Origin of the sequence: Arthrobacter sp. BE255 (genome assembly GCF_031457335.1) — a bacterium.
Lineage (GTDB): Bacteria > Actinomycetota > Actinomycetes > Actinomycetales > Micrococcaceae > Arthrobacter.
Map to the genome: position 1 here is coordinate 486,165 of NZ_JAVDWK010000002.1, position 14,387 is coordinate 500,551.

At 65.4% G+C, this 14,387-nt stretch carries 12 protein-coding genes; 5 read left to right on the forward strand and 7 right to left on the reverse strand.

The window, feature by feature from the left end; translation table 11 throughout:
• Nucleotides 1-18 precede the first annotated feature (18 nt).
• Nucleotides 19-270, forward strand: a complete 252-nt coding sequence (locus J2X42_RS05450) for a hypothetical protein (protein WP_310163007.1) — start codon at nucleotides 19-21, stop codon at nucleotides 268-270.
• Between the two features lie 21 nt (nucleotides 271-291).
• Here J2X42_RS05450 and J2X42_RS05455 read toward each other — a convergent pair whose 3' ends face one another.
• The 3 genes from J2X42_RS05455 to J2X42_RS05465 all read right to left on the reverse strand — a co-directional run bounded on the left by J2X42_RS05455 (nucleotide 292) and on the right by J2X42_RS05465 (nucleotide 4,578).
• Nucleotides 292-630, reverse strand: a complete 339-nt coding sequence (locus J2X42_RS05455) for a hypothetical protein (RefSeq protein ID WP_310163009.1) — start codon at nucleotides 628-630, stop codon at nucleotides 292-294.
• 126 nt (nucleotides 631-756) lie between these two features.
• On the reverse strand, nucleotides 757-1,617 hold the full coding sequence (locus tag J2X42_RS05460) for an NAD(P)-dependent oxidoreductase (protein WP_310163011.1): 861 nt from the start codon (nucleotides 1,615-1,617) through the stop codon (nucleotides 757-759).
• 42 nt (nucleotides 1,618-1,659) lie between these two features.
• The gene (locus J2X42_RS05465; protein WP_310163015.1) at nucleotides 1,660-4,578 is read right to left on the reverse strand and encodes an FAD-binding and (Fe-S)-binding domain-containing protein; all 2,919 of its coding nucleotides are present in this window, start codon (nucleotides 4,576-4,578) and stop codon (nucleotides 1,660-1,662) included.
• A 111-nt stretch (nucleotides 4,579-4,689) separates the two neighbouring features.
• On the opposite strand from J2X42_RS05465, the gene J2X42_RS05470 reads away from it, so the two are divergent.
• Entirely contained in the window at nucleotides 4,690-5,709 is a 1,020-nt protein-coding gene (locus J2X42_RS05470; RefSeq protein ID WP_310163017.1) for a sugar-binding transcriptional regulator, read from the forward strand.
• Here J2X42_RS05470 and J2X42_RS05475 read toward each other — a convergent pair.
• The 4 genes from J2X42_RS05475 to J2X42_RS05490 all read right to left on the reverse strand — a co-directional run bounded on the left by J2X42_RS05475 (nucleotide 5,699) and on the right by J2X42_RS05490 (nucleotide 9,562).
• On the reverse strand, nucleotides 5,699-6,370 hold the full coding sequence (locus tag J2X42_RS05475; RefSeq protein ID WP_310163021.1) for an aspartate/glutamate racemase family protein: 672 nt from the start codon (nucleotides 6,368-6,370) through the stop codon (nucleotides 5,699-5,701). The genes J2X42_RS05470 and J2X42_RS05475 overlap by 11 nt on opposite strands.
• Nucleotides 6,371-6,378: 8 nt before the next feature.
• Nucleotides 6,379-7,290: a carbohydrate ABC transporter permease gene (locus J2X42_RS05480; protein ID WP_310163023.1), complete on the reverse strand. Its 912-nt coding sequence runs from the start codon at nucleotides 7,288-7,290 to the stop codon at nucleotides 6,379-6,381.
• Between the two features lies 1 nt (nucleotide 7,291).
• On the reverse strand, nucleotides 7,292-8,173 hold the full coding sequence (locus J2X42_RS05485; RefSeq protein WP_310163026.1) for a sugar ABC transporter permease: 882 nt from the start codon (nucleotides 8,171-8,173) through the stop codon (nucleotides 7,292-7,294).
• A gap of 63 nt (nucleotides 8,174-8,236) precedes the next feature.
• The gene (locus tag J2X42_RS05490; RefSeq protein ID WP_310163028.1) at nucleotides 8,237-9,562 is read right to left on the reverse strand and encodes an extracellular solute-binding protein; all 1,326 of its coding nucleotides are present in this window, start codon (nucleotides 9,560-9,562) and stop codon (nucleotides 8,237-8,239) included.
• A gap of 207 nt (nucleotides 9,563-9,769) precedes the next feature.
• On the opposite strand from J2X42_RS05490, the gene J2X42_RS05495 reads away from it, so the two are divergent.
• The 3 genes from J2X42_RS05495 to J2X42_RS05505 are packed head-to-tail and all read left to right on the forward strand — an operon-like array spanning nucleotide 9,770 to nucleotide 14,374.
• Nucleotides 9,770-11,758: a beta-L-arabinofuranosidase domain-containing protein gene (locus tag J2X42_RS05495; RefSeq protein ID WP_310163031.1), complete on the forward strand. Its 1,989-nt coding sequence runs from the start codon at nucleotides 9,770-9,772 to the stop codon at nucleotides 11,756-11,758.
• A 5-nt stretch (nucleotides 11,759-11,763) separates the two neighbouring features.
• Nucleotides 11,764-13,080: a RuBisCO large subunit C-terminal-like domain-containing protein gene (locus tag J2X42_RS05500; RefSeq protein ID WP_310163032.1), complete on the forward strand. Its 1,317-nt coding sequence runs from the start codon at nucleotides 11,764-11,766 to the stop codon at nucleotides 13,078-13,080.
• Entirely contained in the window at nucleotides 13,073-14,374 is a 1,302-nt protein-coding gene (locus tag J2X42_RS05505) for a four-carbon acid sugar kinase family protein (RefSeq protein WP_310163034.1), read from the forward strand. The genes J2X42_RS05500 and J2X42_RS05505 overlap by 8 nt, the downstream gene beginning before the upstream one ends.
• Nucleotides 14,375-14,387 lie beyond the last annotated feature (13 nt).

Here is a 14,387-nt window from a genome sequence, read left to right on the forward strand (position 1 = left end):
AGAAAACGGGGTCGCTGAATGGCTGAAGTCTTCGCCGCAATCGCCGTGGTTGGTTGCCTGCTTGGGGTCATGGCCGCGTTCGGCGCCATCGCCGTCCGGGCCCGCCGCCGGGGCGCCACCGCCTCTGCAGTTGCCGCCGCGATGGCGGCCTACGACGAAGCGATGCACACGACCGCCTACGACACCTTCATTGAGATGCGTTCCCAGGACGGGCGGACCTCACCGGTCGCCGCTCCCGGCAAGGAGCGACGGGAGGGACCCGCCCGCTGACTGCCCTCTAGCCGTTCGGCCCTACTGGCAGAGCTCGGTGAACGTGGCACCGGCCTTCTGGTAATCGTCCTGCAGGTCGGCGAGCTTTTCCGCGTCCGGGCTCTCTTTCGCGGACTCATCCGTGAATTCGATGATCGCCTGGACTGCCGGCTTCAACTCGTCCGATGCTCCGGCCACGATGGGGCGGAGCCTGTTGGCGAGGATGGTCATGCCCGTTTTGCCCATATTGGCGCTGGAGTCTGAAGCAACGATCTTGATCCGCTCGCAGGTCGCTTCCGTGGACAGTTTTGCCGGGGCGGCACAAGCGGAAGCAGAGACAAGGAGCGCGCCGGCAAGCAGGGCCGTGGTGAGTTTCTTCATGATTCCCTTGATAGGTGGCTGAACATCGATTGTAAGCAGATCCGGCTGGCACGCGGTCCGGAGACCAAAAGGATGACGCGCAGCAGGTTCGCGAAAGCCGCCTAGCGGAGCCATGCGTGGAAACTGTCAAACCTCGAGCTGGTGTGCCGCATATCCGTCCCGCCACAGGTGCTCGGGTTCGTAGCCGAGCCTGCTGCGGGCCTTGTCGATGGACATGAGCGTTTCAAACTCGCCCAGCCCTGGTCGTACAGGCACGCCAGGGAAGTGGAGTGCGGCGAGCTCGGCGGTAGGAACCGCGCTTCCGGTATCGGAGGCCGCGACGTCGTATATTTCGAAGCCCGGCGCCGCATGTTCCAGCGCGAGCGCAACCGCGGCGGCTCCGTCCCGTGAATCGACGTAGCTGAACAGCAGGTCGCGGCGGTACGCGGGATCCGACGCATTCGCAAAGGTTCCGTACTCGTCCGGAGCCACAACATTGGTGAACCGGAGCGAGCTGATGCTCATCTCCGGTTCCCAGCGGACCAGCTGGGCCCACATCGCCTCCTCGGCAACCTTGGCCAGCGCGTAGGTGTTGTTGGCGGCGGTGGTGGACTCGTCGATGGGCAGCGCGGCGGGTGGCTCATCGAACGGGAATCCCATGGCTGTGATGCTGGAGGCCGTGACAATCCTGCGGATTCCTGCCCGCATGGCGGCGTGGACCACGTTGAAGCTGATAGTCATGTTGTTCTGGAAGGTCGCCGCGTCGGGAACCAGCCCGTTCACCGGGATGGCCGCGAGGTGCACTACCGCATCCAGCCCCTGATGCCGGGCGGTAACGCCAATCATGCTGTCCAGCGTCTGTCCGTAGTCGGCGAGGTCCACCCGGGTGAAGCCTGAGCCAGCCGTGCCGGTGAGGTCGAATCCGGCGACTTCATGCCCTTCACTCCGGAGGCGGTCCACCGTGGCCCGCCCCAGCTTTCCCGAGCTGCCCGTGACTGCGATCTTCATATCAAGCCTTTCTACACGTGTAAGGATCTGGAGCCCGGGTGGCTAGGCCCGCGTCCGCTCTTCAAGGATTTCGAGAATGTGCCGGTATTCCTTGCCGGTGGCGCGGCTCATGCCAATCTCGCAGGTGCGGTTGCAGGAGGCATGAGCCTCGAAGTCCCCGCTGGCCACCTCTACCGCCTCGGCCCTGGTGGCGGAAGCTGTAAGTTCCGGGTGCAGCATCCCCCGGTCACCGGCAAACCCGCAGCACCCCCAGGCATCCGGAACCACGGCCTGCCCGGATACAGCGCCGGCGAGCGCGCGGAGTCCCTCGTTGGTTCCCAGGCGGGTGCTGGCGCACGTGGGGTGGAGGACTATCGAGGCCACCTGTTCGTGCACGCGGAGGTGTGGCAGCAGTTCGGCGGCGGCGAAGTCCACGGAATCGATAATCCGCAGCTGGCCTGTTCCGCCACCGGACGCCCGGACCTTGTCGAGCGCGTGCAGCAGGCCTTCCGTGCAGGAGGAGTTGTCGGTGACGATCGGCAACCGTCCGCCGTCGGACGCTGTCAGCAGGCTGGCCACGGTCCGCCCGGCCATCTCGGCAAACCCGTCCGTCAGTCCCTTGGACTTCCACGGCGTACCGCAGCACAGCCCGTCAACAGCGGGCGGAATGACGACGCCGACACCCGCCCGGGCGCACAGCCGGCGGAACGCCTCGGCTGCTCCGATGCTGCCCTTGGCAGGCCCGAACATCGACCCTGTGCAGGAGGCAAAAAACACCGCCTGCGCCGGCTTTTCAGCCGCTGGACGGTCAACGCCGGCGCGCCTGCTGCCGCCGGCAGGCAGATCGCCTGTCCAGCGCGGCACCACATCCGTGCCAAGTACAGCGCGTGCTGCATCGCTGGCCCCGCGGACGAGGGGAGCCGGCAGCCACTTCGCAGCGGTCAGGGCAGTCGCTGCCATCCGTGTGACCGCTGCCCACTGCCCGGCAGCGGCTCGGCCTGCTGCCTGCGTGACCCGCGAAGCATCCTGCTCGCGCAGCCGCCGGACCAGGTCGCCCGTATTAATCGACACCGGACACGCCGTCTGGCACATCCCGTCCACGGCGCACGTTTCCACCGAGTTATAGGTCTCGGCGCGCGCGAGTTCGGCGTCGAGCCCGCTGTCCCCCCGGGCGGTCGCTGCGGCCCGGGCACGGCGGACCGCGATGCGCTGGCGCGGGGTTATCGTCACGTCCCGGCTGGGGCACACGGGCTCGCAGTAGCCGCACTCCACACACCGGTCCACTTCCGGCTCGACGACGGGATTCAGCTTCAGGTGCGCGAGGTGCGATTCCGGGTCGTCGCCGATCAGCACACCCGGGTTGAGGATTCCCGCGGGGTCGCAGAGCCGCTTGACCTCCAGCATGATCTGGTAGAGCCGCCGGCCGAACTGCCGCTCGACGAACGGAGCCATGATCCGGCCGGTGCCGTGCTCGGCCTTGAGGGTTCCGCCGGCTTCCAGGACCAGCTCCACGAGGTCTTCGGTGAAGGCACGCTGGCGCTCAACCGCGCCGTCGGCCGTGAAATCCTCGGTGATGAGGAAGTGGATGTTGCCGTCCTTCGCGTGCCCGAAGATCACGGCGTCGTTGTAGCCGTACTCTGCGAAGAGCCGCTGCAGTGAGGCGCAGGTCGGCGCGAGCAGCGGGACCGGCACGGCAATATCCTCCAGCAGTGCCGTGGTGCCCGGCCGCCGCGCGCCAGCGATGGCCGCGTACAGCCCCTTCCGCGCATGCCACAAATGGGCCCGCTGCTTCGGGTGGGCGGTCGGTTCAAACGGCGGGGTGCCGGCAGTTGCGAGGGCAACGCGCGCCTCCCTGAGCCGTTCGCCGAGTTCGTCCTCATCCTTCCCCTGGTACTCGATGAGGAGCGCAGCATGGGAGGCGATGTCCACGCCCGCGAGGATGTCGGCGCTGGCCGGATCGTTTTGCACCACACGAAGCGACGCCGCGTCCATCAGCTCGATGGTGGCCGCGCCCGTACCCACCAGGACGGGCAGGATCCGCGTGGCCTGCTCCAGGTCATCGAAGATCACCAGCGCGGTGGCAGCACACACCGGAATCGGCACGGTGCCGAATTCAACCTCCGCAATGAAGCCCAGCGAGCCCTCGCTTCCCACCATCAGGTGGGCCAGGATCTCCGCCGGTGCGTCGAAATCGAGGAAAGACTTCAGCCCGTAGCCCATCGTGTTCTTGCCGCGGTACTGGCGAAGGATTTCCGCCGTCAATGCGGGGTCAGCCCGGATTTCGTCGCGGAGCCGGGCCAGTCCGGCGTGCAGGGACGGTTCAGCAGCGGCGAGCCGTTCGTCCGCATCCCGGACGGAGGTATCCACCACGGTTCCGCTGGCCAGCACGAACCTCAGCGAGCGCACGGTCCGGTAGGAGTTGAACTCCGTGCCGCACGCCATGCCGCTGGAGTTGTTGGCCACGACGCCGCCCACGGTCGCCGCGATCTCGCTTGCCGGGTCGGGCCCGAGCTTCCGGCCGTGCCGGAGAAGCCTCGCATTGACCTGGCGGATGGTGGCACCGGGCTGGACGACGACGGTACTCCCGTCAGCTGCGGGCCGGATGTCCCGGAAAGCGCCCCGGACGTCGATCAGCAGGTCCTCGCCGGACGCCTGGCCTGACAGGCTGGTTCCCCCGGAGCGGAGTGTGATGGAGCGGCGGTGCCCCCGTGCGTAGCGGAAGGCGGCCGAAACGTCCTCGATCGACCGCGCCCGCACCACCGCCGCCGGCGTGAGCAGGAAATGCGAGGCGTCGACGCCGGCCACAACGCGATCGAAGACCTCGACGCTAACGTCCGCGTCCGCCGTCGAACGGTCACCGGAAGCCGGCGGAACGGCGCCGTTCCCCACGCCGAGTGCCGCACGAAGCGAGGCGGCCAGGGCGCGGTCGCCGGCCTTCACATCCGCGCGGTCTGCCGCGCCTTCAAGGTGAGTTGCCTGCATAAACTATCACTTCCGAATTATGATACACTGTTTATAAAACGTGCTTGGTAGGTTCCCCGGAGATCCACGGGACACCTCCCGCAAAGCCGCCGTCCCCGATCGGAGCCTCCCGTGGCACATGGCCGAAATGCCGCCCCCGTTGACGGGCAAGTCCGCCTCCTGACCAAGGTCTCCCGCATGTACCACGAGCGGGGAATCCGCCAGGCGGACATCGCCACCGCGCTGAACATTTCCCAGGCCAAGGTCTCCCGCCTGCTGAAACGCGCGGTGACCCAAGGAATCGTCCGGACCACCGTGATGGTCTCCCCAGGCGTCTACTCCGACCTCGAGGAGCGCCTGGAGGCGAAGTTCGGCCTGCTGGAAGCGGTCGTCGTTGATATTGAGAGCGACGACGACGAACGGGCCGTCCATTCTGCGCTCGGGGCGGCGGCAGGCAGCTACCTCGAGGCCACCCTCGGCGGCGGGGACCGCATCGGAATCTCCTCGTGGAGCCAGACGCTGCTCGCCCTCGTGGACCGCATGCGACCTTTCAACGTCGGCGGCGCCACCCAGGTTGTCCAGCTTCTTGGCGGCATTGGCACCCCCGAAGTTCAAAACATGGCCCAACGCCTCGTCGGCGAATTTGCCCGGATGCTCGGCGCGGAACCGGTCTACGTTCCCGCCCCCGGCGTGGTGGCCGACCAGGCGATCAGGGACAGCCTCCTCCAAGAAGCAGCCCTGACCGAGGTGGCGAGGCGATGGAGCGAACTCACCATGGCCATCGTGGGCATTGGCAGCATCGAACCGTCCAACCTGCTGGCCGAGAGTGGAAACGCCTTCTCCCCGGAGGACCGCGAACGGCTGCTGGCGGAAGGGGCCGTCGGCGATATCTGTCACCATGTCTTCACCGCAGACGGGACGGCGGTCACTGGTGACCTTGCCGCACGGACCATCTCGATCCCGGTGGAAAACTTCCTGGCCATCCCCCGGCGCATCGGGATCGCCGGTGGCCTGCGCAAGCGCGAACCCATTCGCGGAGCCCTGGCTGGCGGCTGGGTGAATGTGCTCATCACCGACATCCACACCGCCGAAGTACTGGCCGGAGAAGAGACAGACGGGGCCGGGACCGAAAGCCGGGAGCTCACCGCTTAGCAGGGAGCGACGCAAGCAGCTGGTGCAGGCGCTTGACGCCCGATTCCAGGCTCGTCAGCACAGGCACCGCCACGTCGCAGCCCTCGGCGGCACTTGCCATGGATGCCTGCGCCAGCACCACCACGTCCGAATCTTCTGCAGCAGCCCGGATCGCGGCCGCAACAATCCTGTCGTGGCTGGGCCGGTCACCCGAGGCCACGGCGGCAAAGGCTCCCTCAACAACAACGCTCCGGATGGTGGGCGTACGCCCGGCGGCCCGTGCCCGCTCGGCAATGAGCCGGGTGGTGGGCCCGCAGGTGGTCTGAAGGGTGGCCAGCACGGTGATCCTGGATCCCGTGGCCACCGCCTGGTCAGCCATGGCCTCATCGATACGGAGGATGGGAATGCCCACTTCGGCCGAGATGGTCGCTGCCAGTTCCGAGATGGAGGAGCACGTCAGCATGATCACCTCGGCACCGGCGTCGGCGGCCGCCCTGGCGAGGCCCGCCACACGGCGCGGCACGGATTCGGACACATCAGGATCACCCAGGTCAGCCACAATGCGGTCGTCCAGGTAGTTGATTGCCGTGACGCCGGGCAGTTCCCGCTTCACCAGCTCCATGACAGGGCCGATGACCACTGCTCCCGTGTGCAGCAGGGCAATTCTCGGGGTCTCGTTCATGCGGTCGACTATCCCTTCACTGAACCGGCGGCCATGCCGGCCATGATTTTTTTGTTGAGGAACACAAACACAATCAACAACACCACGATGTTGATGCTCACGGCCGCAAAAAGCGGTCCGTACTGCGTCGAGCCGTACTGGTCGCTGAGGCTCAGCAGCCCCACCTGGATGGTGGCGAGATCCGGCCTGGTGGTGAAGGTCAGTGCGATGAGCAGGTCATTCCACACGCTGAAGAACTGAACGAGGCCGATGGTGAGGATCGAGTTGCGCATCATCGGCAGGCCGATCACAAAGAAGGAGCGCAGCGGGCTTGAGCCATCCACGGTGGCGGCCTCGAAAATCTCACGCGGGATGGACCGGAAGTAGGCGGCCATCAGGAAGGTGGTCAGCGGCAGGCCCATCACCGTGTAGGTGATGATGAGCGGCCACAGGGAGTCGGTGAGGCCCGCGCGGAAGTACACCGTGAACAGCGGCACCAGGATCATCTGGCCCGGCACCATGATGCCCGCAAGGATGTAGAGGAGCGTGCCCTTCCGGCCCTTCCAGACCAGTACCTCCAGGGCGTAGCCTGCCGCCACGCCGATCAGCACAATGAGCGCTACCGACGGAATCGTCACCAGGATGCTGTTGAGGTAATTCCGCGACACGTTGCCGTTGTTCAGGGCGGTGGTGTAGTTGTCGAAGATCCAGTTTTCGGGCAGCGACAACGCCGGGTTGGACAGGAACTCGGACTGCGTCTTGAACGAACCAAGGACCATCCATACCTGCGGGTAAAGCACAACCACCACCACGATGGTGACGATGATCCACACCGGAAGGCGCTTGAGCGCACGGCGGGCACGACGGCGGTTGCGGAGGGGTTGTTCCGAACGCGACAGCACGGTGGCTGGAGGGTTTTCAAGCTGTGGTTGGACGGTCATCTCAGTCCTCCGCCTTGCGTTGGGACGATCGGAAAATCGCGAGGGTGAAGACAAGGCACAGGAGCGTCAGGACCAGGGCGATGGTGCTGCCATAGCCATACTCCGCGTACTCGAATGCTGTCCGGTACATGTAAAGGGTCAGCGGCGCCGTCGAGGTTCCGGGGCCGCCGTTGTTGAGTGCAAGCAGGCTGTCGAAGACCTTCAGCGTCGCGTTCAGGCTGAAGATGATCGAGGACAGCAGAATGGGCAGGGACAGCGGCACCACGATATGCCGCACCAGCTTGAGCCCGTTGGCGCCGTCCAGCTTGGCCGATTCGAGAATCTCGTCGGGAATATCGAGCAGCCCCGCATACAGCAGGATCGCGTAGAAGCCCATGGAGCCCCACAGCGTCATGGCGAGCGCCGTGGCCATGGTGCCCGAGGTCGTGGCGAGGAACTCCACGCTTTCCCCACCAAAGAAATTGATGAGGTCGTTGACCGGGCCCTGGTTGTCTCCCACGGCGACAAAGCTGCGGAAAAGAAGGGCGACGGCGACCGTCGGCAGGATCGCTGGGAAGAAAACGATGGTCCGGAGCAGGGATGAACCCTTGCGCAGGACAAAAACGTAAAGGAGGGCAAGCAGGTACCCCAGCAGGATCTGGCCCGCAGTGGCGACGATTGCGAAGAACACGCTGACCCCCAGGGACTGCAGGGCCGCCTCGTCCGTGAAGAACTTGGTGAAGTTATCGACTCCAACAAACTCGAAGCCGCGAAGGGTGTTCCCCTCAAAGAAGGAAAGGCCCAAGGACCAGGCCACGGGGCCAATCTTCAGCAACGTGTACAGCAGGAGGGCGGGAGCCAAGAGGATGATGATCGTCTTGCGGTCTCCGAACACCGAGTTCATAGTTCAAACCTTTCGTCGGCAGAAGGCCCGGCCACCCTGAGCGGGCGGCCGAGCCAAACCGAATCAGCGGGCTGCGTCAACGCTCTTCTGAAGGGCGCTCATGTAGTCCTCGGCCGACATCTGGCCGGTGGTGAGAAGGGAGACGTTGGTTGAGGCCAGAGAGTTGCTCTTCGGATCCAGCAGGGCTTCGAACCAAAGCACGGGATCCTTGAGCCCGGTGATCTTCTCCTGGATCTGGGAGGTCATGACGGGCAGTTCCTTGACATCCTCGTTGACCTTGAACCCCGAGATAGTGCCGGAGTCCTTCAGCGCCTGGGCACCGTAGTTCTTTGAAATGCACTTCAGCCATTCGCCAACCTTGGGCCCGAACTGCTTAGGCGACATCGCCATTACTGCGCCGGCGTTGGCCGCAAACTGGTCAATGCTGCCGGAGCCGCCCTTGACGGCCGGGAAGGCCATAAAGCCGATGTTGGTGTCCCCTATGGTGTTCTTCTTGGGGTCGTTGATGGAGCTCAGCAGCCAGCTGCCGTCATAGGTCATGGCGGCCTTGCCGGTGAGGAAAAGGTTCGTGGACGTGTCGGCGTCGCGGGTTGAGAAGCCCTCCCCCAGCGCACCGGAAGAAGCAAGATCGGCCAGGGCCTTGGCACCTGCCACGTACTTAGGGTCGGTCAGCTTGGCCTTGCCATCCCGGACATCCTTCATCGCATCCGGGCCCACATTGCGGAAGATATACATGCCCATGAGCCGGGTGAGCGGCCACCCCGATTTCCCCGCCTCGGTCATCGGCATCACACCGGCCTGCGCGAGCTTAGCGTTAGCTGCCGTCAGCTCGTCCCAGGTTTTGGGTTCCTGGATACCATTGGCTGCGAAGATCTGCTTGTTGTACCAGATTCCCTCGATGTTGTACTGGTACGGCAGGGAAACCATGCCCCCGTAGACGTTCTCCACGGTGGCGGCAGCCGCCGGCAGGAGCTGATCGGCGACGCCCAGCTTCTCCAGGGCGTCCATGTAATCCAGCACCAGGCCGCCCTTGCCCAGGTCCCCGTCCGGACGGACCATGGCAGTTCCCGCGATGAAGTGTGCGGGCAAGGCGCCCTGGCCGGCAAGAAGCGTGACCTTCTGTACCACGTCGGCCTGGGCGACCTTCTGGTGTTCAATCGGGAGTGCCGCGTTCTCTGCCGAACAGGCACCCTTGGCCAGGGCATCAAGGGTAGCGGGGAGGGCCTTGTTTTCGTTCGCCGTCAGGATGGTGAAGCTGCTGGGATCGGTGCCGGTGCTCCCGGCCGTGCTGCCGGCATTCTGTGGTGATCCGCCACAGGCAGAGAGCGGAGTGAGTGCGAGTGCGACGGCCGTTGCCACCATCACTCGACGACTGCGGAAAGCTTTCATTGCGTCCTCCTTGACGGCTGTCATTCGGTGACAGCGACCTCTGATTGATGCGTTTTCAATCAGGAGTGAGAGATTATTCAGCCCCTCGTTCGTGTTGAGCGTATCACATTTTTCACCCCTTGTGAATATTCATTCGAGTTTGAGAGAATAATCAATATTGGATCCGGGCAGTAGCCTGACAAGGGAATCGACGACGAGGACGACACCATGAAAAGCACTACAGCCAAGCGGCACCATGCGCCGCTCACCGCGCTCGACGCAGCTAATGTGGTTTGGGCTGGTGGCTTCTGGGGCGATGAACTTGAGCGGACGCGGAGCGTGACAGTTCCGGGCATGTGGAATTCACTCAGCGACCCGGCAGTAAGCCCGGGCTGGCGGAATTTTCTTGTTGCCGCCGGTGACGCCGAGGGCCAGCACGAAGGCCCGCCGTTCCTCGACGGTGACCTCTACAAGTGGCTTGAGGCGGCGATCAGCCTCCTGGAGACTTCGCCCGACGCGGCCCTTGAGGCCAGCATCAATGACATCGCGGCTAAGATCGCCTCGGTCCAGCGCGAAGACGGTTACCTCCACACGCCAACGCGCATCGCCGAGCGCAACCACGAGCAGGCCCAGGCCCTCGCAGACCGGTTTAACTTCGAGACGTACAACCTCGGCCACCTCATCACCGCCGGCGTACGACACCACCGGGTGACAGGCGAAACGGTCCTGCTGGACGCCGCCGAGCGGGCCGCCGGATTCCTGGAGAACCTGGCCACCAACCACACGGACCAGCTCGCACGCAGCGCGATCTGCCCTTCGCACTACATGGCGGTCATTGAGCTCTACCGCGCCACCGGCAATGAACGCTACCTTCGCCTCGCGGAGTCCTTCGTCGCTGTGCGGGACGACTTTGAGGGCGGCGACGACAACCAGGACCGCATCCCGGTGCGCGAACAAAAGGTAGTGGCCGGACACGCTGTCCGCGCCAACTACCTGTACGCCGGACTGGCGGACCTGGTGGCCGAGACCGGTGACCCGGAGCTCACCGAAGTGCTTGAACGCCTGTGGCGGGACGTCGTCGACACCAAGCTCTACATCACGGGCGGCTGCGGTGCGCTGTACGACGGAGCGTCACCGGACGGCAATCCGTGGCAGGGCGAGATCAGCCGCGTGCACCAGGCCTACGGACGCCATTTCCAGCTGCCGAACACCACTGCCCACAACGAGTCCTGCGCAAATATCGGGATGATCTTCTGGAGCGAGCGGATGCTGGCACTCACCGGCGATGCGGCCTACGCCGACGTCATCGAGCGCATCGCCTACAACAGCCTGCTCGCAAGCATCAGCCTGGACGGTACCCGGTACTTCTACACCAACCCGCTCCGGCAGGTCCGGGAACTCCCCTTCCCCCTCCGGATGCCCGGCGAAACCGCCCAGCGCCCGGTGCCGGAGCCGCCGGCGTCTGACGCGCGCCTTCGCGCAGAATACATGAGCTGCTTCTGCTGCCCCCCGAATATCGCACGCACCCTGGCCCAGTTCCATGAACGCGCGATGTCCACCTCCTCAGAAGGCCTGTGGGTTCACCTCTACGGCAGCGCCGAGGTCCAGGTGGAGCTTGAGGGCCGGGGAATCGGACTTCGGGAAGTCTCCGAGCAGCCCTGGGGAGAGCGCGTCGACTTCACCGTCACCTCCGTGACCGGCGGCGGCATCCCGCTGAAACTGCGGATCCCCAGCTGGAGCGACGGAGCCACCATCACTGTCAACGGCGAACCGGCGGCAGCTGGTAAACCCGGAACGTATGCGACGATCGACCGCGATTGGCAAGTAGGCGACGCCATCACCCTGGCGTTGCCGATGCCGGTCAAAATGGTGCGCGGACACCGCCTGGCCGAGGAAATCACCAACCAGGTTGCGGTGACCCGGGGTCCGATTGCCTACTGTCTGGAAAGCCAGGACCTGCCGGCAGGAGTGCGGCTGGAGCAGATCGCACTGCGCCGCGGCACACTATTCACTCCCGTCGAGACTGACATCGAGGGCCGCCGGATCGTGGCACTCGACTGCGAGGCAGTGGTCCTGCCACTCACGGAAGGGCAGGGACTGTATACCGAAGTCGGTGACGCCGAACTCGCCACCGCCCCCGTGCGGCTGATTCCCTACTTCACGTGGGGCAACCGCGGGGCGTCCGAAATGTCCGTCTGGCTCCCGCTGGCATGGTGATGAAAATGACCCCCACGGTTACCCCCGGCCTCGCCACGGATCCATCCGCCACAGCCCGTGCCGACGCGAAATCGCAGCACGTAGTTGCGACGTACCACATCGAGACATCGCTCGACCTCCGGCACGCTGCGGAAGTGCTGGCCGGCGAGCAGTCCACCGGCACGTTCATCAGGGTGGCACGGGAGTCCGATGACCTGCGCGCCAGGTTCGCCGCCCAGGTGGTGGACCTTGAGGAGCTCCCGCTGAATGGTTCCTCCCCGCTCCCCGGCGCCGTCGGCGATCCGGCGAAACGGCGTCGCGGCAGGGTGAGGCTCCGGTTCCCCCTGTCCAATTTTGGTCCCTCGCTTCCGAACCTGCAGGCCGCCGTCGCCGGCAACCTGTTCGAGATCAAGGAACTGGCTGCGATCAAGCTCATGGACCTTGACCTTCCCCAGGCCTTCGCGGAGCGTTATCCCGGCCCCGCCTTTGGCGTGGAAGGAACCCGCCGGCTGATGTCCCGGCCCGCCGGTGCCATGATCGGAACGATCATCAAACCCAGCATCGGGCTCAGCCCCGCAGAGCTCGCCGAGGTGGTGGCCGAACTGGCCAGTGCCGGTGTCGACTTCATGAAAGACGACGAGCTGCAGGGCAACGGTCCGTCCGCTCCCCTGGCCGAACGCGTGCGGGCAGTCATGCCGGTGCTGCAGCGGCACGCCGACCGCACCGGCGTGATGCCGATGTATGCCTTCAACATCACTGACGACATCGGCCGGCTTGAAGCCAACCACGACCTGGTGGTCCAGGCCGGCGGCACCTGCGTAATGGCCTGCATCAACATGGTTGGCCTGGCCGGAGTGGAGTTCCTGCGCCGGCACGCCGAGGTACCGATCCACGGGCACCGGGCGATGTTTGGGGCAATCAGCCGGTCGGACCAGCTGGGGTTCTCCTTCCGGGCCTGGCAGAAGCTGGCGCGGCTCTCAGGCGTGGACCACCTCCACACCAACGGCATCAGCAACAAGTTCTACGAAAACGACGACGAAGTGCTCGACTCGATCGCGGCTGTCCGCGAACCCCTCCTGGGGCAAACTCCCACAGTGCCTGTGCTATCGTCCGGACAGTGGGCGGGCCTCGCCCATTCAACCTATGCGGCCACCGGTACGGATGACCTGCTGGTTCTCGCCGGCGGCGGAATCCACGGCCACCCTGACGGGCCGGCCGCCGGGGTGAAGAGCATGCGTGCCGCGTGGGATTCCGCCGGACGCGGCGAACCGATGGCGACAGCCCTCGCCGCTTCAGTCGAGTTCCGCCGTGCCGCCGAGACGTTCGGAGCGCCGCGTGACTGACCTGCAGTTCACCTTTTACGGCGACGATTTCACCGGCAGCGTGGATGTGCTCCTGCAACTGAGGCGGGCCGGGTGGACCAGCCGCCTTTTCCTGGGGCTCCCCGACGCCGCCGAGCTGCGGGCAGCCGCCGGGGACGTTAACGCCGTCGGCGTGGCGGGGGTGGCACGTTCGCTGCCGACGGGCCAGGTCGAGGCCGAGGTGAGGCCGGTACTTGAGGCGCTCAGCGCGCTCCGGCCCCGGATCGTGCAGTACAAAGCGTGTTCCACGGCTGACTCCTCGCCAACAATCGGAAGCCTTGGCCGGGTCATGGAAATTGCCCGCGAGGTGTTTGGCCCCGGGACGGTGCCGACGCTCTTTGCCCAGCCCGACTTCGGCCGCTACACAGCCTTCGGCCACCACTTCGCTGCGGAGGAGGGCCGGGTGTACCGCCTGGACCGCCAGCCAACGATGTCCCGGCATCCGGTGACGCCAATGCGGGAATCCGACCTCGCACTGCATCTCGCGCTCCAGACCCGCCTTCCCGTCGGATCCATGCACCTCACGGAATATACGGATGCCGGGGATATCGCCCGCAAGCTGGCACTGCGGACCGAGGCCGCCACCGTCCTCGACGCAATGACGGACGGCCATATTGAACTGGTCTCCCAGGCTGTTGTGGCCAACTCACAATCCAACGCACCGCAGTTCGTGATCGGCTCCGGCGGGTTCAGCCGTGGCCTCGCGGCCGCCTTCTCCCCCGGCGACGGGACACGGACAGACAGCATCGACGAGCTGAACGCTGATGGACCGGTGCTTGCCGTCTCAGGTTCCCAGTCACCGCAGACATCGCGCCAGATCGAGGACGCCCGCCGCCGCGGGTGGACAGTCCTCGCGTTGCCGGCACACGATGACGGGCCGCTCAAGGACCGCGTCATCGCTGAGCTTTCGGCTGACCGGAGCGTTGTGGTCACCACCGGCGATCCTGCAATACCGGACGACGGCGTCAGCCTGGTTGAGACGCTCTCCGCACGCCTGTCGGGTGTCATCGAAGCCGCCCTCCGCGAGGGCGGCAACAACCGCTTGATCGTCTGCGGCGGCGACACATCCAGCCACGTCCTTCGACAGCTGGGCGCCCGGTCCCTGTCCATCGCCGCTAACCCGGTGGGCAACGTGGTGCTGTGCCGGGTTGCGTCGCCCGCTCCGTGGCTGGACGGCACGGAGATGCTACTCAAAGGCGGCCAGGTGGGTCCGGTGGACCTGTTCGAGCTGATCCGGACTCTCCAGGCGAGGCCCCGGGCCGCGCCGATCAGCTGATTTCCCAACGGAC